Origin of the sequence: Flavobacterium sp. Root935 (genome assembly GCF_001429295.1) — a bacterium.
Taxonomy (GTDB): Bacteria; Bacteroidota; Bacteroidia; order Flavobacteriales; family Flavobacteriaceae; genus Flavobacterium.
The window spans coordinates 93,114-115,425 of the sequence record NZ_LMJL01000007.1 but is presented as its reverse complement, the minus strand read 5'-3'; the positions used below and the strand labels follow the sequence as shown (position 1 = coordinate 115,425).

Annotated in this window: 18 protein-coding genes; 7 read left to right on the top strand and 11 right to left on the bottom strand. The window is 32.9% G+C overall.

The window, feature by feature from the left end; genetic code table 11:
• Positions 1–79 precede the first annotated feature (79 nt).
• Positions 80–1,147, bottom strand: a complete 1,068-nt coding sequence (locus ASE40_RS02030) for a hypothetical protein (RefSeq protein WP_057115140.1) — start codon at positions 1,145–1,147, stop codon at positions 80–82.
• A 235-nt stretch (positions 1,148–1,382) separates the two neighbouring features.
• On the opposite strand from ASE40_RS02030, the gene ASE40_RS02025 reads away from it, so the two are divergent.
• A complete protein-coding gene (locus ASE40_RS02025; RefSeq protein ID WP_057115959.1) occupies positions 1,383–1,973 on the top strand; it encodes a thymidine kinase in 591 nt (196 codons plus the stop codon).
• A 42-nt stretch (positions 1,974–2,015) separates the two neighbouring features.
• Entirely contained in the window at positions 2,016–2,435 is a 420-nt protein-coding gene (locus tag ASE40_RS02020) for a hypothetical protein (RefSeq protein WP_057115139.1), read from the top strand.
• 901 nt (positions 2,436–3,336) lie between these two features.
• Here the strand turns inward: ASE40_RS02020 and rpoN are convergent.
• The 3 genes from rpoN to ASE40_RS02005 all read right to left on the bottom strand — a co-directional run bounded on the left by rpoN (position 3,337) and on the right by ASE40_RS02005 (position 9,182).
• Positions 3,337–4,797 carry an RNA polymerase factor sigma-54 gene (rpoN, locus tag ASE40_RS02015; RefSeq protein WP_057115138.1) on the bottom strand — a complete coding sequence of 487 codons (1,461 nt, stop codon included), beginning with the start codon at positions 4,795–4,797 and terminating at the stop codon, positions 3,337–3,339.
• A 136-nt stretch (positions 4,798–4,933) separates the two neighbouring features.
• Entirely contained in the window at positions 4,934–6,379 is a 1,446-nt protein-coding gene (gene asnS, locus ASE40_RS02010) for an asparagine--tRNA ligase (protein ID WP_057115137.1), read from the bottom strand.
• A 436-nt stretch (positions 6,380–6,815) separates the two neighbouring features.
• Positions 6,816–9,182, bottom strand: a complete 2,367-nt coding sequence (locus ASE40_RS02005; protein WP_057115136.1) for an efflux RND transporter permease subunit — start codon at positions 9,180–9,182, stop codon at positions 6,816–6,818.
• Positions 9,183–9,429: 247 nt separating this feature from the next.
• Between ASE40_RS02005 and ASE40_RS02000 the strand changes: the two genes are divergently transcribed.
• The 3 genes from ASE40_RS02000 to ASE40_RS01990 all read left to right on the top strand — a co-directional run bounded on the left by ASE40_RS02000 (position 9,430) and on the right by ASE40_RS01990 (position 13,358).
• Entirely contained in the window at positions 9,430–10,191 is a 762-nt protein-coding gene (locus tag ASE40_RS02000; protein ID WP_057115958.1) for a sensor histidine kinase, read from the top strand.
• On the top strand, positions 10,154–10,873 hold the full coding sequence (locus tag ASE40_RS01995; protein ID WP_057115135.1) for a LytR/AlgR family response regulator transcription factor: 720 nt from the start codon (positions 10,154–10,156) through the stop codon (positions 10,871–10,873). Before ASE40_RS02000 ends, ASE40_RS01995 begins: the two co-directional genes overlap by 38 nt.
• Positions 10,874–11,087: 214 nt before the next feature.
• On the top strand, positions 11,088–13,358 hold the full coding sequence (locus ASE40_RS01990) for a cation:proton antiporter (RefSeq protein WP_057115134.1): 2,271 nt from the start codon (positions 11,088–11,090) through the stop codon (positions 13,356–13,358).
• 417 nt (positions 13,359–13,775) lie between these two features.
• On the opposite strand, the gene ASE40_RS01985 is transcribed toward ASE40_RS01990, so the two are convergent.
• From ASE40_RS01985 to pyrH, 3 genes are all read right to left on the bottom strand, one after another.
• Positions 13,776–16,271 (bottom strand): DUF5686 family protein, encoded by a 2,496-nt coding sequence (locus ASE40_RS01985; RefSeq protein ID WP_057115133.1) that lies wholly within the window; start codon positions 16,269–16,271, stop codon positions 13,776–13,778.
• Positions 16,272–16,390: 119 nt separating this feature from the next.
• Positions 16,391–16,954: a ribosome recycling factor gene (frr, locus tag ASE40_RS01980; RefSeq protein ID WP_057115132.1), complete on the bottom strand. Its 564-nt coding sequence runs from the start codon at positions 16,952–16,954 to the stop codon at positions 16,391–16,393.
• 77 nt (positions 16,955–17,031) lie between these two features.
• Positions 17,032–17,739, bottom strand: coding sequence for a UMP kinase (gene pyrH, locus ASE40_RS01975; protein ID WP_057115131.1), 708 nt, complete (start codon positions 17,737–17,739; stop codon positions 17,032–17,034).
• A gap of 159 nt (positions 17,740–17,898) precedes the next feature.
• On the opposite strand from pyrH, the gene ASE40_RS01970 reads away from it, so the two are divergent.
• Entirely contained in the window at positions 17,899–18,414 is a 516-nt protein-coding gene (locus tag ASE40_RS01970; protein WP_057115130.1) for a hypothetical protein, read from the top strand.
• An 81-nt stretch (positions 18,415–18,495) separates the two neighbouring features.
• A complete protein-coding gene (locus ASE40_RS01965; protein ID WP_057115129.1) occupies positions 18,496–19,113 on the top strand; it encodes a thioredoxin family protein in 618 nt (205 codons plus the stop codon).
• 338 nt (positions 19,114–19,451) lie between these two features.
• On the opposite strand, the gene truB is transcribed toward ASE40_RS01965, so the two are convergent.
• The 4 genes from truB to ASE40_RS01945 all read right to left on the bottom strand — a co-directional run bounded on the left by truB (position 19,452) and on the right by ASE40_RS01945 (position 22,240).
• Positions 19,452–20,141 (bottom strand): tRNA pseudouridine(55) synthase TruB, encoded by a 690-nt coding sequence (gene truB / locus ASE40_RS01960; protein WP_057115128.1) that lies wholly within the window; start codon positions 20,139–20,141, stop codon positions 19,452–19,454.
• A complete protein-coding gene (locus ASE40_RS01955) occupies positions 20,141–20,938 on the bottom strand; it encodes an undecaprenyl-diphosphate phosphatase (RefSeq protein WP_057115127.1) in 798 nt (265 codons plus the stop codon). Before ASE40_RS01955 ends, truB begins: the two co-directional genes overlap by 1 nt.
• Before the next feature lie 93 nt (positions 20,939–21,031).
• Positions 21,032–21,295: a DUF3098 domain-containing protein gene (locus ASE40_RS01950; RefSeq protein WP_057115126.1), complete on the bottom strand. Its 264-nt coding sequence runs from the start codon at positions 21,293–21,295 to the stop codon at positions 21,032–21,034.
• Positions 21,296–21,364: 69 nt separating this feature from the next.
• On the bottom strand, positions 21,365–22,240 hold the full coding sequence (locus ASE40_RS01945; protein WP_057115125.1) for a cell division protein FtsX: 876 nt from the start codon (positions 22,238–22,240) through the stop codon (positions 21,365–21,367).
• Between the last annotated feature and the right edge of the window lie 72 nt (positions 22,241–22,312).

The window sequence follows — 22,312 nt, the reverse complement described above, 5'->3', positions numbered from 1 at the left end:
TTGACACAAATTTTCATTGTCTATAAAAATTTCACAAAGCAAAAATTCGTGATAATTCGTGAAATCTGTGTTTCATTTTTTACGAGAATTTCTTCTCTATAATTCCAAGGAAACGTTCTGCGTAATCATCTTTTCCTTCCCAATTATTATAATCTGGTTTTACCATGTTTTCAATAAATTCTTTTGCTTCATCATAAGAATCAAAAGTCATTAATTGATTTAAAACACGGCTGTAATCTTCTGTACTGTTACCGAAAAGATTTTTAGTGAATGCAATTCGATCGTTCAAATCAATATGAAAACCTCTTGCCAGTTTTTCATTTAAACTAACCGCTTTTGGTTGTGCAGGAGTTTCAAGAATAGCCGTTTCTGCCTTTTTCTCTTCTTTAAAATCATTGATTGAAGGAGCTTTTGCTGGAGGAACAGCCTCAAAACTGTCAACTTTTACAAATTGTGCATCGGCATAATTCACTCCAAAATCTTCAAATAAAATGGTAGGTATTGGAGAAATTTCTTTTTTTGGTTCTTCTTTAACTTCCTCTTTTATTTCTTCAGTTTCTAATTCGAAAGCAGGTTTGAAATCTGGAATTGGTTTTAAATCGTTTACGGTTGTAAATGAAAATTCTTCGATGTTCTCCTTAGGTTCTTCTATCTTTTCACTTTCTTTTTCTGCTTCCACTTCAATAATTTCTGAAACAACTGCTTCCTCAGTTTTTTCTACTTCAGGTTCAATAATTTCAGCAGCAATTGGCTCTGGTGTTTCCTCAATAATTGGTTCAGTAACTTCTGCAGCTATTGGTTCTTCAGTTTCTTCTGTAATCGGTTCAGGAATTTCAGCAGTGATTTCTCCTTTAACTTCTGGTTCGTAAGATTCCTCAAGTTCAATGATTGCGGCAGGAGTTTCTATTTGAACGGCAGCGGGAGTTATTTCCTCTTTATCAAAAATTGTTTCTAATTCTGAAGTAATATCATTTTGCCCGATTGTTGGTTTTGCAGCATCAAAATTTTCTTCTACAAACTTTAATACCGCTAATTTCTCATATAATTTCTGAGTTTCAAGATACAATTGATTGATATCGGACTTGTTTTTAAGTTTCAAAATTCGATGTGCAATGCTGATTAAATCGGCTTCCAATTTTTTTTTCATAACTGTTGAAATTATAGTGAATAAGGTATTTTAGTGTATTTAATGTCTGAATGTCTTTATTCTGAAAGAAATCCAAAAGATATTTTTTTATTTCTGTTAATAAGCGTTAGCTAATCTCCGATTTGATAAAAATTTTCTACTTTTGAAAAAATGTAAAACAGCACATTTTTACGTCGATTTATTACCAGTACAAAGTAATAAAAACTATTCATTTTTAAAGGCAGAAAAATACAAAATGTTTCTCGAAAATACAGTAAATCACAAAGAACAATTTGGTTGGATTGAAGTTATTTGTGGATCAATGTTTTCGGGTAAAACCGAGGAATTAATCCGCAGATTAAAACGTGCTCAATTTGCCAAGCAAAAAGTCGAAATTTTCAAACCCGCAATCGATACCCGTTATCATGACGAAATGGTAGTGTCGCACGACGCTAATGAAATTCGTTCCACTCCAGTTCCCGCAGCGGCCAATATTTTAATTTTGGCGCAAGGCTGTGATGTGATTGGTATTGACGAGGCTCAGTTTTTTGATGATGAAATTATCACGGTTTGTAATGATTTGGCCAATCAGGGAATTCGTGTAATTGTTGCCGGACTTGATATGGATTTTAAAGGAAATCCGTTTGGACCAATGCCCGGACTTATGGCAACAGCTGAATATGTAACCAAAGTGCATGCAGTTTGTACCAGAACTGGAAATTTGGCCAATTATAGTTTTAGAAAAACAGATAATGATAAATTGGTTATGCTGGGTGAAACTGAAGAATACGAACCACTTAGCCGTGCAGCGTATTTTAATGCAATGAAGAAAAACGAGGAAAAATAGCTGACCTTTTAATATTTACTTAGCAACGTAAGAAAGAAAATTATGAGAAAACAGAATCTTTTATTATTAATTATAATTGGTGTTGCTTTGGCCGCTGCAGCTTTTTTTCAATTTTATCTTTCTGAAAATGCTGATGAAGTAAATACCGAAGTAAAGGAATTAGTTGAAAAATACAATAAGAATTGCCCGCTGACAATTCAAGAAGGAATTCGTTTAGATAGCGTGACTTTGCCAGAGGAGAGGAATGTTCAATACAATTTAACATTAATGAATGTCGTTAAGGAAACTGCAGAAGTTAATGTAATTCAGGAAGAAATTGAAAAAAGTCTCGTAAGTACTGCAAAAGCAAATCCTGGACTTCAGGTTTTTAGAGATAATGACTATACGTTGGTTTATAGTTACAGTGATAAAAAGAAAGCATTTTTATTTACTGTAAAGATATTACCAGATCAATATAAATAATTTAGCGTTCTAGAGACGTTACTAAACCCGACAGATTTTTAAAACCTGTCGGGTTTCTTGTTTTAAAGAAATAGTAATATTTCATTCCGTAGGAATGTCTCATCGGTAGATATAATTTGATATGGGTGGTTTACGTTCCATAAGACGTTTGATTAGAGAACAAATTATTATTGAGGTTAATTTCGTAAAAACAGGTGTCCCTACGGGACACAATGCAATACATTGTTTTTTTGCTACCGATGAAATATTCCTACGGAATATAAACAATATAGGGATATTATTTTTGGTTAATTGATAAAACCTGTCGCGTTTGCTGCTTTAAAGAAATAGTAATATTTCATTCCGTAGGAATGTCTCGTCGGTAGATATAATTTGATTTGGGTGGTTTACGTTCCATAGGAACGTTTGATTAGAGAACAAATTATTATTGAGGTTAATTTCGTAAAAACAGGTGTCCCTACGGGACACAATGCAATACATTGTTTTTTTTGCTACCGATGAAATATTCCTACGGAATATAAACAATATAGGGATATTATTTTTGGTTAATTGATAAAACCTGTCGGGTTTGCTGCTTTAAAGAAATAGTAATATTTCATTCCGTAGGAATGTCTCGTCGGTAGATTATAATTTGATCTGGGTGAGTTTACGTTCCATAGGAACGTTTGATTATAGGATAAATTATTGTTGAGGTTAATTCCGAAAACAGGTGTTCCTACTGAACACAATTTATCACATTAATTTTTTTAGACCGATCAAATATTCCTGACGGAATACCGAATACAACATCATTTGAAATAATAAACAAAAAACCTAACAGGTTTTAAAACCTGTTAGGTTTGCTATTCTTGTAAAACTTTATTTTTCTTAATCTCTTAATGGTTAGAAAAAACAAAAAAAACTAAATCTTCTTTCTCATTCTTGCAACTGGAATATCAAGCTGCTCACGATATTTTGCAATCGTTCTTCTTGCAATTGGATATCCTTTTTCTTTTAAGATTTCAGCCAATTGATCGTCTGGAAGCGGTTTCTTTTTGTCTTCTTCTTCGATTGTATTCTTCAGAATTTTTTTGATTTCCAAAGTCGAAACATCTTCACCTTGATCATTTTTCATCGCTTCAGAGAAAAATTCTTTGATTAGTTTTGTTCCGTATGGTGTTTCAACATACTTGCTGTTCGCTACACGCGAAATTGTCGAAATATCCAAACCAACCATATCTGCAATATCTTTTAAGATCATTGGTTTTAATTTGGTTTCGTCACCATCTAAGAAATATTCTTCCTGATAATGCATAATTGCATTCATCGTTACAAATAGTGTTTCCTGACGCTGTCTAATCGCATCGATAAACCATTTTGCAGAATCTAGTTTTTGTTTGATAAATTGAACAGCATCTTTTTGAGCCGATGATTTATCACGAGAATCTTTATACGTCTGCATCATTTCCTGATAATCCTTAGAAACATGCAGGGAAGGAGCATTTCTCCCGTTTAAAGTCAATTCAAGTTCGCCATCAACAATTCTGATCGCAAAATCAGGAACTACATTTTCAGTTACTTTATTGTTTCCAGTATAAGATCCGCCCGGTTTCGGGTTTAGTCTTTCAATTTCGTGAATTGCTTTTTTAAGCTGTTCGTTAGAAACGCTGTATTTCTGTAGTAGTTTATCGTAATGTTTTTTCGTAAAAGCATCAAACTGATTTTCGATAATATCGATCGCTAGATCAACATATTCAGTTGGTGTTTTGTGTTTTAACTGAAGCAGTAAACATTCCTGTAAATCTCGTGCACCAACTCCAGAAGGTTCTAATTCGTGAATCACGGTCATCATTTTTTCGACCATTGCTTCATCAGTATAAATTCCCTGAGTAAAAGCCATGTCGTCTACAATATCTGGAACGCTTCTGCGGATGTAACCCATATCATCAATACTTCCAACAAGGAATTCGGCGATTTCGCGTTCTTCATCATTTAAAATAAAAGTATTTAACTGATTGATTAAATCCTGATGAAAACTAATTGGAGAGGCAAATGGAGTTTCGCGTTCTTCGTCGTCACTGTAATTATTCACCTGAGTTTTGTAATCAGGTGTATCGTCGTCGCTTAGATATTCATCAATATTAATGTCGTCTGCTTCGATTCTGTCAGATTCTGCATCATCATAATCGTCGTAATCTTCATTGGCAAATTCATCTGCTTCGTATTCATCTTCTTTTCCAGCTTCGAGAGCCGGATTTTCGTTCATTTCTTCTAATAAACGTTGCTCAAAAGCTTGCGTAGGCAATTGAATTAACTTCATCAGCTGAATCTGCTGTGGAGATAATTTTTGGGATAATTTTAAATTTAAAAATTGCTTTAGCATAAAAAAAGTTGCTAAGATACTAAGGCACTAAGGTGCTGAGTATCTTATATTGGCGAATTAATTCGCGGTTGAATTATTTTTTATTTATATTTTAAAAACTTAGAATCTTAGCACCTTAGTACCTCAGAATCTTAGATTAAAATTCCGCACTACCAGGAGTTCTTGGGAAAGGAATTACGTCTCTAATATTTGTCATTCCTGTTACAAACAATACCAAACGCTCAAATCCTAATCCGAAACCTGCGTGAGTGGCAGAACCAAATCTTCTGGTGTCTAAATACCAGTATAATTCTTCTTCGTCGATGTTTAAAGCTTTCATTTTTTCAACCAAAACATCGTAACGCTCTTCTCTTTCAGAACCTCCAACGATTTCTCCAATTCCAGGGAAAAGAATATCCATTGCACGAACTGTTTCTCTTCCTGGTTCTGTGTTGTCGTTCAAACGCATGTAAAACGCTTTAATGTTTGCTGGGTAATCGTATAAAATTACCGGGCATTTAAAGTGTTTTTCAACCAAGTAACGCTCGTGTTCAGATTGTAAATCAGCTCCCCATTCGTTAATTAAGTAGCTGAATTTTTTCTTTTTATTTGGAGTTGAATCTCTTAAAATATCAATAGCTTCAGTATAAGAAACACGTTTGAAGTTGTTTTCTAAAACGAAGTTTAGTTTTTCCAACAAACTCATTTCGCTTCTTTCAGCCTGTGGTTTTGATTTTTCTTCTTCTAAAAGTCTTCCTTCTAAGAATTTCAAATCGTCTTTACAGTTGTCTAAAGCATATTTAATTACGTACTGAATAAAATCTTCAGCCAAATCCATGTTGTCATCAAGATCATTGAAAGCAACTTCTGGCTCGATCATCCAAAACTCAGCCAAGTGACGAGAAGTGTTTGAATTTTCTGCTCTAAACGTTGGTCCAAAAGTATAAATCTGACCCAAAGCCATTGCGAAAGTTTCGCCTTCTAATTGTCCCGAAACCGTTAAGTTCGTATGTTTTCCGAAGAAATCTTTTTTGAAATCAATGTTTCCTTCTTCGTTTTTTGGAAGATTATCCAAAGGCAGAGAAGTTACCTGAAACATTTCTCCAGCACCCTCAGCATCAGCACCAGTAATAATTGGCGTGTTTACATACACAAAACCTTTATCTTGAAAATATTTGTGAACTGCATAAGACAATACCGAACGCACACGCATAATTGCTCCAAAAGCATTTGTACGTACACGTAAGTGTGCATTTTCGCGTAAAAACTCCAAAGAGTGTTTTTTAGGCTGCATTGGGAATTTCTCCGCATCAGAATCTCCAAGGATTTCCAATTTAGAAACCTGAATTTCGTATTTCTGACCTGCACCTTTACTTTCGACCAAAGTTCCAATTACAGAAACCGCAGCTCCAGTTGTGATTCTTTTTAAAATCTCTTCTGGTGTATTTTCAAAATCAACAACACATTGTATATTATTAATGGTAGAACCGTCATTAAGCGCGATGAACTGATTATTTCTAAAAGTTCTCACCCATCCTTTTGCATTAACCTCCTGAAGCGTCGTAGTACTGTTTAATAAGTCTTTAACCTTTGTGTGTCTCATTTTAATTTTAGATTTATAGATTGCTGATTTTAGATCAAAATAAAATCAGTGTTTTTTATATCGAATTGCAAATATAAACGATAATAATTAATTTTTGAAGCGGATTCCTGCTCTTCGCTGTATCTTTCTGTTTTTAAAGAAAAAACAGAAAGGATGCCGCTTCGATCAGGGCTAGAGCAGTCGTTTTCATCAGAACCATTTTAAGTGCATTGGAATGACAGATACATGTGAATGTCATTAGTGTTATTAATTATTTAAAAAGGCATACAGTCTTAAAATAAATAATACAGATCCTGCAATAATAAGAAATAACCAATATTTTTTTAAAGGCTTCAAATCATAGCTGTTTGAGGACTTCAAAATCATTCCAAAGGCAATTGAGATTAGAGGTACACATAGTCTTAATATTTCCATGTTTGGCTTTTTTATTGAAATACTACTTCTCTAAACTCTCCAATTCCTCTTTCTTAGTTTTCTTCTTTTCAAAAGTCAAAACCAGCGAAGGCAATACAACTAAATTAGCAAACATTGCAAAAGCCAGCGTACAAGAAATCAATCCTCCAAGTGCAATGGTTCCGCTAAAGCTTGATAAGGTAAAAGTTGCAAAACCTAGAATTAAAACTACAGAGGTATAGAATGTGCTGATTCCAGTTTCTCTTAAAGCACTAAAAACTGATTTTTTTACTTTTCCATTACTTTGAAGTAAGTCATGTCGATACTTCGCCATAAACTGAATTGCGTTATCAACCGAGATTCCGAACGCAATACTAAATACCAAAATTGTAGACGGTTTTAACGGAATTCCAAAATAACCCATTAATCCGGATGTAATACAAAGCGGTAAAACATTTGTAATTACTGAAGCCATTACCATTTTGAACGAACGGAATAAATATAAAATTAGAACCGCGATCGTTAAAATTGCAAAAATTAAGGACTCGATTAAATTTTCAACCAAATAAGAAGTTCCTTTTTGGAAAACCAATGCTTTTCCCGTAACGGTAACTTCGTAACGATCTTTCGGGAAAATTTCATCAATTTTAGAATGTAATTTTTTCTCGACTTTCGCCATTTCATCCGTTCCGATATCCTTCATGAAAGTTGTGATTCGCGCATATTGGCCAGTCGAATCAACGTAAGCTTTCATTAAATTTTCTTTACTGTTTTTAGTTGCATTTTTAGCATAACTCAAAATAAAAGTCTGCTCCTGCGAAGTCGGCAGTTGATAATATTCAGGATTTCCATTGTAGAAAGCCTGTTTAGAATATTTAACCAAATTTACAATTGAAACTGGTTTTGCTAATTCTGGAATCTCAGAAATTGTATTTTGCAATTCGTCCATTTTACGAATAGTCGAAGCTTTCATAACACCTTTTTTCTTTTTGGTGTCAATCATAATTTCTAATGGCATCACACCATTAAACTCTTTTTCGTAAAATAAAATGTCTTTAAAGAAAGAAGCGCTTTTTGGCATTTCACCAATCAAACTTCCTGAAACTTTCATTTGAGAAACACCGATTACACTAAAAACCAAAAGCAAACCATAAATGATATAAACATATTTACGTTTTGTTCTCACTAAATCTTCTACAACATTCAGCAAAGTCGAAATGTAGGTTTTAGTCAAATGGTATAAATGTTTTTCATTTGGCAATGGCATAAAACTGTATACAATTGGCACAATGAAAAGCGTCAATAAATAAACAGAAATTACGTTGATTGAAGTTACCAAACCAAATTCAAAAAGTAAATCGTTTCCAGTAATCATAAACGTTGCAAAACCAATCGCTGTTGTTAAATTCGTCATTAAAGTCGAAACCCCAATTTTTGAAATAACACGCTGTAACGCTTTTGCTTGATTATTGTGTAATTTAATTTCCTGCTGGTATTTATTGATCAAGAAAATACAGTTTGTAATTCCGATTACAATAATTAACGGCGGAATAATCGCAGTTAAAATTGTGATTTTATAACCAAATAACCCAAGCGTTCCAAACGACCAGATTACACCAACGATTAAAATACAAATTGAAATGAATGTCGCTCTAAACGAACGGAAAAAGAAAAAGAAAATCAAAGAAACGGTAAATAAAGCCGCACCGATGAACAATCCGATTTCGCCTTTCATATCGGCAGCATTGATCGTTCTGATGTATGGCATTCCTGAAACCTTAAGATCAATTCCAGTAGTTTTTTCGAATTTATCGATCTTAGGAACTAAGTTTTCTAGAATAAAAGTCTTTCTTTCTGCGGTATTTACCAGTTTTTTATTGATGTAAATTGCAGAACGAACGCTGCCGCTTTCTTTATTAAATAAAAGTCCTTCGTAAAAAGGTAAATTATGAAACAAATCGTATTGAACGCTTTTTAAATAAGCTGGATCTAAAACTTTGCTTTGATCGATAAAAGGCGTTAAAACAAATTTTTCGTTAACCGTATCTTTTTCAAGCTTTTTTAAATCATTTAAGGAAACGACCAAATCAACTTCTTTAGATTTTTTTAAACCTGTCATCAATTCATTCCACGCCGCATAATTTTTTGGCGTAAAGAATTTAGGATCTTTAAAACCAATAACTACCAGGTTTCCTTCTTCACCAAATTTATCCAAGAATTTTTGATATTCTTTATTAGCAATATGATCTTTAGGAAGCAAGTTTGCTTCGGTATAAGTCATAGCTAGGTTTTTCCATTGAAAACCAAGGAAAATCGTTAAAGCTGATAGGACAACTAGAATTGTTATTCTGTTCTTAAGTATAATTCGGGCCAATTTCTCCCAAAATCCAACTTGAATCGCGTTTTTCATAAAATCTTTAAAAATGGTTGCAAATGTAGTGAAAAGTGCTCGAAATCATAAATAATCGATTGTATTTTACTTAACGTTAACACAAAAACTCCAATTTATGATTTGTGATATATTTCTTTCTTTTTGCGGTTTACTCATCAGCTTTTCTCATATTTGCACTAATTAAAACGAAGAATTTAAAAATTAGTATAAGTGCTCAACCTGTTCAATATTGTTCTGGTTGCTGAAAAATAAAAACGATAACAAAATGCAGGATAACAATACCACAACTTTTATTTTCTTAGCAATTCTGCTGCTCTTGATCGTCATAATTTGTTTTATGATGTATCAATTAATGCAGACTAAAAAAGCAAAAGAAGATGCAGAAAAAAGTTTTTATGCTTTAGAGGTAAAGGTGAATGATCTGCAGCTGGAGAATCTGGAGTCAAAATTAAATCCGCATTTATTCAAGAATATTCTAAATTCAATTCAGTCGCATGCATATCAGACTTATTTTGCTTTAGATAAACTCGCCAATGTTTTGGATTATATTTTATACGAAAGCAAAAAGAAATTTGTAACGGCGAAAGAAGAGATTGATTTTGCGTTGAATTTAATCGAAATCAATAAAATCAAAATCAGTCCGCTTTTTGAATTAAAAGTTAAAACTAATATTAATCAAGATGATAAATTATACGATCAGCCACTATTGGCGCCGTTAATTTCAATTGATTTAATCGAAAATGCTTTTAAACATGCCGATCTTCAAAGTGCAGATGCTTTTATTTCTGTTGTTTTTGAGTTTAAAGACAATGCTTTTTTTATGACGGTTTCGAATAAAATCTCCGATAAAAAAGTGCTCAAAAAGGAGCGAAGCGGTTTTGGACATGCCACTCTGGAGCATCGTCTTCGAATTATTTATAAGAATAATTTCAAACTCGATAAGTTTATAGAAAACGATGTTTATATTGCTCATCTAAAAATTGATTTACTTGAATACAAAACTGAAATGCTTGCTTCTGGACGATGAGCTTCCTGGATTAACGTACCTTAAAATGCTTTGTGAACAAATTCCTGAACTGGAAATTGTAAAAACGTATAATAATCCGCAGAAACTTTTGTCTGATATTTCAGATCTGGATTTTGATCTCTTAATTTCTGATATCGAAATGCCAGGCATGGACGGTTTGCATTTGGCTGAAATGCTCGATGATAAATTGGTCATTTTTTGTACGGCTTATAAAGATTATGCCGCAGATGCTTTTAATATAGATGCAGTAGATTATATCACAAAACCTGTAAAATTGGAACGTCTGCAAAAAGCAGTCTCAAAAGCTTTTGAACGTTTTGATAAACCAGATTCGGCTAAAAAATTCATACAGTTGAATACAGATAAAGGAAAAACTTTGCTGTATTTTAATAAAATTCAATATATCAAAACGGCTGTAAGCGACAGCCGTGACAAAACGGTTCTGCTTTCTGACGGAAGTTTTCTGAATTTAAAAAACGTAAAATTCGACACCCTTTTAAACGAATTACCCGAAGCCGATTTCTGCAGAATAAATAAGAAAGAAATTGTGGCAGTAAAGGCAATAAAATTCTTTAATCATAATGAAATTGTATTGCATCATCTAGAAGAAAAAAATAAAAACACGACTTTAATTTTAAGCGAAACCTATCGTTCTGATTTTTTGAAGAAAGTGAAGATATAGAGTTATTTATGTGTCAGGCTGAGCGAAGTCGAAGCTTTGTTCTCGAAATAAAGCCTTAGATTCCATTCACATTGCTAGTAGATTTTTGTTGAGCTTTAGAACTTATTACAAAGTTTTTCCGACTTGTTACATACATTGAAAATTAGCAGGAAATTTGTTTTTTCACTTGAAGCTCACTTCTGATATTTGCGGCAATAAATTAAAAGAACGAGTTATGAATAACATTAAAAACTCTTTATTCTACGTAACAATTATTGGAGGTTTTACCGCTCTAATATATTGGATAATTTCAAAAGGCGCAGCATTAGAAGTTGGACGCGATATCGTCAAGAAAAAAATAGAAAGTAATCATTGGAATGATTTCCTTCATTCTATGGTCGAAAATTTACAGCATCCGCTGGCTATTTTATTGGCGCAAATCGTGACTATTATTTTAGTAGCGCGTTTATTTGGATGGTTTTTTAGAAAAATCGGACAGCCATCTGTAATTGGAGAAATGATTGCCGGAATTGTTTTAGGGCCATCTTTGGTCGGAATGTACTTTCCAGAATTCTCTGCGGCTTTATTCCCAAAAGAATCATTAGGAAATTTACAATTTTTAAGTCAGATTGGTTTAATTCTTTTCATGTTCGTTATCGGGATGGAGCTGGATTTGAAAGTGCTTAAAAACAAAGCACACGATGCAGTTGTTATCAGCCATGCCAGTATCGTAATTCCGTTTGCTTTAGGATTAACATTGGCCTATTTTATTTATCACACTTTTGCCCCAATTGGTGTTGAGTTTTCTTCTTTCGGATTATTTATGGGAATTGCCATGAGTATTACTGCATTTCCGGTTCTAGCCAGAATTGTCCAAGAGCGAGGCATGCAGAAAACAAAACTCGGAACTATTGCCATTACTTGTGCAGCGGCAGATGATATTACTGCTTGGTGTATTTTGGCAGTTGTAATTGCTATCGTAAAAGCAGGTTCATTTACAAGTGCATTATATGTAATTGGTTTAGCGATTCTTTATGTAATTATTATGCTGAAAATCGTTCGTCCGTTTTTAAAGCGTGTCGGAGATTTAAATTCAACAAGAGAAAGTTTAAATAAACCTGTTGTTGCTATCTTTTTTATCACACTTTTAATCTCAGCATATGCTGCAGAATTAATTGGAATTCATGCTTTATTTGGAGCTTTCCTTGCAGGAGCAATTATGCCTGAAAATAATAAATTCAGAAACATATTTATTGAGAAAGTAGAAGACGTTGCTATAATAGTCTTATTGCCTTTATTCTTCGTTTTTACAGGTTTGCGTACGCAGATTGGGCTGCTTAATGATCCTGAATTATGGAAAATTACTGGATTAATTATAGCGGTTGCTGTAGCCGGTAAATTTTTCGGAAGTGCGTTGGCAGCTAAATTTGTTGGACAAAATTGGAAAGATAGTTTGGCAATTGGAGCTTTGATGAATACAAGAGGTTTAATGGAGCTTGTAGTTTTAAATATTGGCTATGATCTTGGAGTTTTGTCAACAGAGATTTTTACCATGATGGTAATTATGGCTTTGGTAACTACTTTTATGACAGGCCCGGCTTTAGATTTTATAGGCTTTATTTTTAAAGATAAAGCGACGAATGTACCGCAGGAAATTGGGAGTAAGAGCAAATATAAAATCCTGCTTTCGTTTGCAACTCCAGAAAGAGGGAAAAAACTTTTAAAAATTGCCAACAGTTTGGTTAAAAAACAACCAGACAATTCGATTGTAACAGCAATGCACTTGTCTTTAAGTACAGAAATTCACTCTTTTGATGTAAAAGATCATGAACGTAAAATGTTAGTTCCAATTATCGAAGAATCCAACCGATTGAATCAAAATATTGTGAGTCTTTTTAAAGTTTCTAATGATATAGATACGGATATTATTGATTCGGCAAACCAAGGAGAATATGACTTATTATTGGTTGGGTTAGGACAATCTATTTTTGATGGAACTCTACTTGGAAAGATTCTTGGTTTTACAACCCGAATAGTAAATCCAGATCGTTTAATCGATAAATTCACAGGAAAAGAAGGATTGTTTGAAAATTCTCCTTTTGATGAAAGAACCCGTCATATTATTGCAAAAACCAGAATGCCGGTTGGTATTTTTATCGATAAAGATTTTGAAGAAATAAATCAGGTTTTCATGCCTGTATTCAGTAGAGAAGATGCTTTTTTAATTGATTATGCTAAAAAACTAATCAATAATAACGGTTCGCAGATTACAGTTTTAGATGCCAGCGGTGAAGTAAAAAACACTCGTGATATTCAGGAAACTATCCGATCTATCGAACAGATTGCGCCAAATCATATTATGATTATGCATGATAGAACAATTAAAAAAGAATTTTTAGATGGTCAAGACTTAATGATTATAAGTTTAGACAGCTGGAAAAAATTAATTGAATCTCAAAGTACTTGGCTGAACAATACACCTTCAGTCCTGATTTTGAAACCATAAATTTTTAACAAAATATCAATTTTTTTATCCCGAGGCTTCGGGACCAAATTCCAATTTTTATGATTGTGGTTTGGGATTTTTTTTTGATTCTTTCTTGCACGCATACCTTTGTCAAAGTTTTAAACTTTGATAAAGGTTTTTTTGTCATTTCGACGAAGGAGAAATCTCCACGAGTAACTCCATAACGAATATCCAATCTTTGTAGAGGTTCTTACGGAGATTTCTCGTTCCTCGAAATGACAGACTATCTGAAGATTTTTTTTAAGCATGTTTTTTGTCATCCTGACGAAGGAAGGATCACACTAGCGATTCGGCAAAGTAATTTTACATAAAGAATTGCCAATCTTTGTCGAGTTACGAGTGTGATCCTTCCTTCGTCAGGATGACAAACCTATCGTAAAATTTGGAATTTAATTCTTAAAGTCCAAGATCAAGTACATAAGAAATCTTAACTGCAATATTGTCTTCAAACTTCAATAATTGGTTTGGGCCATAACGATAGAATCCGCCAAGACCGAAACCTTTGTAGATTTTATTTAGCTCAATTCCCGATTCAAAATAACCTTTATCAAGTGTTTTGTAATCGGGTCCAACATGTTGTTCTGGTTTTTCCATATTTCCCCAAGCCATTCTGGTTACTAAAACCAGCGACGGACGAACTTTTCTCATAATTTTAATACGGTCAAAACCATGCTTGATCTGAAACATAAGATATTGACTAGAGAAGAATTCATTAAAATACATGGTTTCAAAGGCATTTCTTCCTGCAAAAGTAATACGCTGAATAACAGTTTCTTTGGTTAAATTATTTGGAGAAGTATTATACAAATGAGTAATAGGAACATCTCCCATTGCATAACCTGCCTGCAAAAGCAAACTCGTCTTCTGGCGATTTAAATATTGTTTTTCGTATTCGGCTTTAAAATCTATTTTGCTGAAAGTAAAATCATTATCAAATACATTTGGTAATGACTGTGTATATTGAAACGTAAACCTTGGAAATTTTTTATCTGTTTCATTTCTTCCTGTTGGAGTCTGCATAAACTCGCTGAAAGGCGCCCATACAATCGACAGCATTGCTGTAGTCATTACATAGCTGGAATATAATTTTCCGTCATGATTAAAAAGATAATCAAATTTAGGTTCAATATAATTTCGCGAAACTTCTAAAACTGCTTCAGTTTTCGGAATAAATTTAGTCTGGATATTACCTCGCCATCCTGAATATTCGTAAAATGTACTAATATTAATTGGCCGCGGGTCATAAATTTTAAACACACGTTTGTCTACACTGAAAACGGTACTTGCAATTTCCCGTACATCATCAGCATAATAACCATTCAGCCAGGTATTGGTATATTTATCTAATAAAACGCCGGCTCCCACACTGTATTTAAAAACACCATCTTTGGTTCCGTACGCCGTATAACTTTCAAGTCTGAAGTTTTTCGAAAAGCGATCATTTGTAATTCCGCCTAAACCAATTCGGAAACCTTCATAATTATTAAAACTTATAATCTTCTTTAAATCCAGATCAACAGGACCAATAGGATAGAAGCCATTAATAATTTTTCGGCCTATTCCTAAACGCTTTTCAACTCTATTGCTCACCGAAAGACTGTCTAGTAATAAATATGTTTTTTGGCTTTTTAAGTCAAGATTTTCTTTGCGGTAAGCTTCCCAAAACGATTCAGGTTTTTTGGCCGCATCGTCTTTAATTTCGATATAAAGCGATGGATTTTTTATAGCAGTATTGGTGTTGACACGAATATCGAAACTATTACTTTCTGAAAGTAAATAGGTGAAATCTGAAGCCACTTTTTTTCTGGGTTCAAAATTTTCTTCAACATCTCCGTCAAACTGAATCGTTCCTCCTAAAATTCTAATATCATCGTCATTTTTTCCTTTTACAATTTTGAATGTGGTATTGCTTTGGAACCAAATTTTTTCTTTCGGAATATATTCAAATTCGTGAATGCCGCTAATATCCAAAACACCTTTAATTCGCATTACCGCTTTCGCAACAGCAAAATTTTCTTTATCAATATACAATACGCCTTCTAAGCCAGAAGATTTTCGCTTAAGTTTATTTTTGAAATAAATCATATACGTGTCGCGGCCTTTGATGCTGACAGTATCTAACAATTTATAATTATAACTCGATGGCGCTTGATTAGAAATCGGATTTTCATATTTCGTTTCAAACAATTCGTACTTCGGATCGTAGATGGAAATCGACTGAAGATTAAATGCCAAAACTTCGTAAATAGGCTGTTTAAAACCAGCTATTTTGGTGCCAAGAACAGTTTCTTTTAATTTGTTATTTCCAAATTGATATTCCGAAACTTTCTCGGTTTGAAATAAATGCTGTCTGCTTACAATTTCTTTAAACTTATAATCAGAAGAATCAACATTGATGATTTTTTTATTTAAATCTTTGTAAGACGCGGTAGAGTCGATCCTGCCGTCTATCGAATCTGGATTAGCGGTTACAATAAGTTTGTTGTATGTTTTGTACTCAAAATTATTGAGTTTTTTCTGCGGATCATTTAGCGGTTTATTGGCAATAACTTTTCGAATTATTGTCAATGCAGGATTTTCATTAGAAACCACAACTTCTTTCAAATCATCTGTCTGCTGTACAAGCGAAACGGCATAAAAAGTTTTATTGCTGATTAATGCAATGGTTTTGGTTTGAAAACCAACATAAGATACTGATAGAGTTGTAGCAGATGTGCTGATTTTAAAAATAAACTTCCCATCAACATCTGTAATAGTATTGTTGTTTTCTGAGGTGGTTATTGTGGCAAACGGAAGAGGTTTGTTATTTGAATCGGTTACGATTCCGTTTATTTGAAATTGCGCTTGAAGAGTAAGCGTAAAAAACAAAGTCAAAAAACAAAATAGCTTCATACAGAATGATATAGTTTCAAAAACGAAAAGAATTTAATTTTCGTATGCAAAAATAACAATAAAAAAATCCGTCTGGTACTATTCACCAGACGGATTTTTTAAATATCTCAGATCTTTGATTACACTTTCATGATTTCGGCTTCTTTTAAAACCAATAATTCATCAATTTTTTTAATAAAAGCGTTTGTCAAGTTTTGAACTTCTTCTTCAGCAGATTTGCAAATGTCTTCAGAAGTTCCTTCTTTTTCTAATTTTTTGATTTCGGTATTTGCATCTTTACGAGAGTTACGAATACCAATTTTAGCATCTTCAGCCTCAGATTTTGCTTGTTTAGCCAAATCACGACGACGCTCTTCTGTCAATGGCGGTACGCTGATGATTACCATATCACCATTGTTCATCGGGTTAAATCCGATGTTTGCAATTAAGATAGCCTTTTCAATTGCTTGCAGCATATTTTTTTCAAATGGCTGTAATGTAATTGTTCTAGCATCTGGAACGCTGATTTTAGATACCTGAGAAAGCGGTGTTGCAGATCCATAATAATCTACAAAAACACCTCCAAGCATTGCTGGAGAAGCTTTTCCTGCACGAATATTAAGAAATTCTTTCTCTAAGTGTGCAATAGTACCATTCATCGATTCTTCAGTACTTTCTAAAATAAAGTCTATTTCTTCAGTCATTTTTTTTTAGTTTTCAGTTTTCATTCTCAGTTTTCAGTTAAAGTCTTATTTATGCGACTGTAAACTGTTACTGATGACTATATATTAACTACAGTTCCTATGTTTTCGCCTTCGCAGATTTTCAACAAGTTTCCAATTTTATTCATATCAAAAACTACGATTGGTAATTTGTTTTCTTGACTAAGTGTAAATGCAGTAGTGTCCATTACATTTAAACCTTTTTTAATTACGTCGTCAAACGAAATAAAGTCAAATTTTACTGCAGAAGCATTTTTCTCAGGGTCAGAATCATAAACACCATCAACACGAGTTCCTTTTAAGATAACATCAGCATTAATTTCGATTCCTCTTAAAACTGCTGCAGTATCTGTTGTAAAATATGGATTTCCGGTTCCGGCACCAAAAATTACGATTCTGCCTTTTTCTAAGTGGCGGTCTGCTCTTCTTTTAATGTATGGTTCTGCAATAGATTCCATTTTTAAAGCAGTCTGCAAACGCGTTTTCATTCCTTTATCTTCAAGAGCACCTTGTAAAGCCATTCCGTTAATTACAGTTGCAAGCATCCCCATGTAATCACCTTGAACTCTATCCATTCCAGAACTTGCTCCAGCAACTCCTCTAAATATATTTCCTCCTCCAATAACAATTGCAATCTCTACTCCTTTACTGTGAATCTGCTTAATTTCATCTGCATATTCGGCTAATCTTTTTGGGTCTATACCGTATTGTAAATCACCCATTAGCGCTTCACCGCTAAGTTTTAGAAGAATTCTTTTATATTTCATGTGTGTGTCGCGTTAATTTGTGCAAATATAGACATATTCTGATTTTTAGAAATAATGTTTGTAAAATAATTTTGGGTTCACTTTATTATTCAGATTTTTTATTTTTGTAAGAAAAAACTTTTTTTAAAAATAAGTTTTAAATATTTAATTGATTGGTAGATGAAATTTTTGAATGAATACAGTAAAATCGAAGAAGACGAATTTATTAATAGTCTTACCGAAGAAAGCTTATCAAATTTAATTGATGATTTGTGTAAGTATTGGTTTGTAAATAATAAAGAAAAAGGAGATTCAAAATTTTCATTTAGAATATGGTATTCTTTTGAATTTCATATTTGGCGATTAGGAGAAAATCTAAGAAATATTATCAAGAAAAAGAATTTCAAAAAATCTGCACGAGTTGAGAAAGCAATTATTGATGTTCTCATGAATAATACATATGGCAAAGGCAGGGAAACTTTTGCACTATTAGTTGGGGAATTTAAATTTTACTTATCAGAAAAACAGTTTGCAATTTTGTTAGATGATAATGATGTTTATGGTCATATAATAATATCTCTAAGAAAATTAAAAATGAAAGGTTTTGACGAAAAAATTAAGGAGATTATGAATTCAGAAAAAGGTTGGATAAAACAAGAAGCCAAAAAATATTTAGAAAAGTCAACGTCTTGGTAAATTGTTTGAAATCTGACAATTGTCATTATCCTCGTCTTTCTAAATTTTGTATTTTTATTCTATCCTAAAAATCAAACCAATATGAAAAGCATCGTAGCCAAAGCATTATTCAACAGTCATTCCTATGCTGAATACAGAAAATTAGTAACCGATTTATTGTCTGAAGGAAAGTCGACAGGAAACGAACAATCGGAAAGTTTGACTAATTATTCCAAATTAAACGAAGCGAGAATGAACAGACTGGAGAAAACCATACAAATTGCAGAACCTATTATTGATAAACTACAACATTTAGGCAATCATTACATTTGGCTGGTACTTTCTGAAGGCTGGTGCGGTGATGCGGCACAGATTCTTCCAATTTTAAATAAAATGGCTTTGGCTTCAAACAAAAAAGTGGATCTAAGAATAGCACTGCGTGATGAAAATGATGATTTAATGAATCAATATCTCACAAATGGCGGAAGAGCAATTCCTAAAGTAATTGTTATTTGTAAAGAAGCCGGAATTGTTCGTGCCGATTGGGGACCAAGACCAAAAGGTGCCGCTGAATTAATGGCAAATCACAAAAGAGAGGTTGGCCCAATTGATGAAAAGATAAAAACAGATTTACAATTGTGGTATTTGGCAGACAAAGGAATCTCGGTTCAAGAAGAATTGCTGGAAATTATGGAGAATATTAAATATAATCGACTTTGATTTTGGTAATGTGTTGATAACAAATAATTTGGTTGATAAAATTATCTTAAAGTGTTTTTATTTTACTTCTTATTTTGTAACTTAGTAAATATAATCCCACTTCTATTATAACTTTCTGATTTACTCTTTTTATTGGTGTTTATTTATTGTCTAACATTAAAATACACTATTATGAAAAAGTTATTTGAAAGATTTTATGATTTCTTTTCTCAATTTTTATTTGGAGGGAAAAATGTGCCTCACTATTAACTCAATGAATCAGTATGAGATAATTGTACTATTTGTTTAAAGAGTTGGCACATTACTATTTTCAAATTGTAATGTGCTATTTTTATTTTTTACTGCAGGCTTTCCTCGAAAAGAGTAATATCAATCGCATTTTTTACATCGTAATTGCCAATTTTGGTGCGGCGTAATACAGTTAAATGTGAACCTGAATTCATCGCTTTCCCGAAATCGTAAGCTAGAGAACGAATGTAAGTTCCTTTACTGCAAACTACTCTAAAGTCTATTTCTGGCAGTGCAATTCTTGTAATTTCAAATTCGTGAATAGTGGTTTTTCTGCTTTCAATTTCTATAGATTCGCCAGCGCGTGCATGTTCATATAAACGAACACCATCTTTTTTAATAGCCGAAAAAATAGGCGGTTTTTGATCTATTTCTCCTAAAAACTGCTTTACCGTTTCGTGAATCAAAGCTTCATCGATATGATCTGTTGGAAAAGTCTGGTCGATTTCTGTTTCTAAATCGTAAGATGGAGTAGTGGCTCCGATGTAAAAAGTTCCAGTATATTCTTTTGCCTGACCTTGAAGCTCCGAAATTCTTTTGGTGAATTTTCCAGTACAAATCAATAAAAGTCCAGTCGCCAGCGGATCTAAAGTTCCTGCATGGCCAATTTTGAACTTTTTAGGAAGTCCAACTTTATTAATTAAAAGGTATTTTAATTTATTGACAGCTTGAAACGAACTCCATTTTAATGGTTTGTCAATCAATAAAACTTGTCCGTCTAAATATTCTTCAGGTGTCATTATATGATGGTAAGCGGGTGAATGAAAAAGTGAATCAATAATAAAATGATTCCAGCTAAGATTCGGTAATAACCAAAAACTTTAAAGCCATTTTTAGTTAAGAATCCGATGAAAGTTTTAATGGCCAAAAGTGCTACAATAAAAGCAACAATATTCCCGATAACAAGCATGTTAATTTGATCGTGAGACAATTCAAATCCTGCTTTGTAATAATCGTAACATTTTTTTGCTGTTGCCCCTAACATAGTAGGAACTGCTAAGAAAAATGAAAATTCAGCAGCAGAAGTTCTTGTTAGTTTTTGTGACATACCACCTACAATACTAGCACCGCTTCGTGAAACTCCAGGAATCATTGCCAGACATTGAAATAGTCCAATTTTAAAAGCTTTTGCGTAAGTAATCTCAGTTGAAACTTCAGGATCGTTTGGTTTGTTGAACCATTCGTCTACTTTCAATAAAATAATTCCTCCAATTAGAAGTGAAATAGCAACCGTAACGGGATTTTCTAATAAGCCGTCAATAAAATCACTTAATAGTAATCCTAAAACCACTGCAGGAATAAAAGCAACTAGAAGTTTAAAATAGAAATCAAAAGTTTGAAAGAAACGTTTGAAATATAAAATTACAACCGAAAGTATAGCACCAAGTTGAATTACAATGGTAAAAAGTTTAGTGAAATCGTCATGAGCGATTCCAAAAAATGAAGAGGCAATAATCATGTGTCCAGTTGAAGAAACAGGTAAAAATTCTGTAATTCCTTCAATAATGGCAAGAACGATAGCTTGTAATGTATTCATTTATTTAGATTGTTAGATTATTAGACTTCTTAGATATCAGACTTTTTAAAGATATTAATCTAATAATCTAAAGATCTAAGTTGTCTAAGGAGTCTATTTTGTTTTTTTGAAAATAGAATAAATCGTAATTCCAAAACCGATTAAAACAGTTGTCGGTGCTAAACGGATACGTCTAAAACTAAAAATATCTTCGTTAAAAACATTCGGATCTTTACTTCCTCCGCCAGACATTAGAATAAATCCTAATGCAATAACAGCAATACCAATTAATAAGATTTTATAATTGATGCTGTCAAAAAGGAATTCCTGTTTTGGCTGTTCCTGAGCTTGTTCTTTGTTATTGTTGTTGTTTTTCATTTTGTCATTGCGAGGTACGAAGCAGTCTCACCCTCTTTTGAGTTTATTTTTTTCTAAAGCAATCTAAAATTAATAAAGATCGTCAGTTCTTAAATTCAAGAAACGTTGTGTTGCAAAATGTGTGCTGATCCAAGTAATCAAAACACCTAATCCGAAAACAGCAACTAAAACCAAAGCGATTAAAACTTTGTCTTCTAAAATTCCTAAACCAGGGAAATTAGTTTCTACATAAATTAAAAGTGCAATCAAGGCGATAATTGCCAAACCAGCGCCCAGCATACCTAATTTTACACTTCGCATTACAAATGGTTTACGAATAAATGCTTTGGTTGCTCCAACCATCTGCATAGTTTTGATGATAAAACGATTAGAGTGAATTGATAAACGCAGTGAACTATTGATTAATAAAACAGCAATTATAGTAAGGAAACCACTGATTATTAAAATCCACATACTAACTTTTTTGATGTTGTCATTTACCAGATTTACCAATTGTTTGTCATAAACAATATCTTCAATCATCGTATTTTTTTTCAAATTACTTTCAATCTCTAAAATGCTGTCTCTTTCAACATAATCAGCTTTTAAGTGAATGTCGTATGAATTCAATAATGGATTTTCTCCTAAAAAAGTTAGAAAGTCTTCACCAATAATGTCAGTGTGTTCTTTAGCTGCTTTTTCTTTAGAAACATAAGCAAAAGATCTAGCGAATGGTGCTCTTTTCAATTCGGTATTAAAAGCTTTGATGACGCTGTCATTAGCTTCATTTTTAAAGAAAACGGTCATGGCGATTTTTTCTTTAAAATCGTTGGCCAGTTTTTTAGAATTAATAATGAATAATCCCAGTACTCCCAAAAGGAATAAAACCAAGAATACACTTAATACAACCGAAAAATAAGAGGAAATTAACCTGCGCTTTTGAAATTTATCAAAGTTAGAACTCATAGTTTGCTTAAATTATGTGGTAAAAATAATAAAGAATTTCTTTATTTAAAGTTAATAACGAACTTTTATACT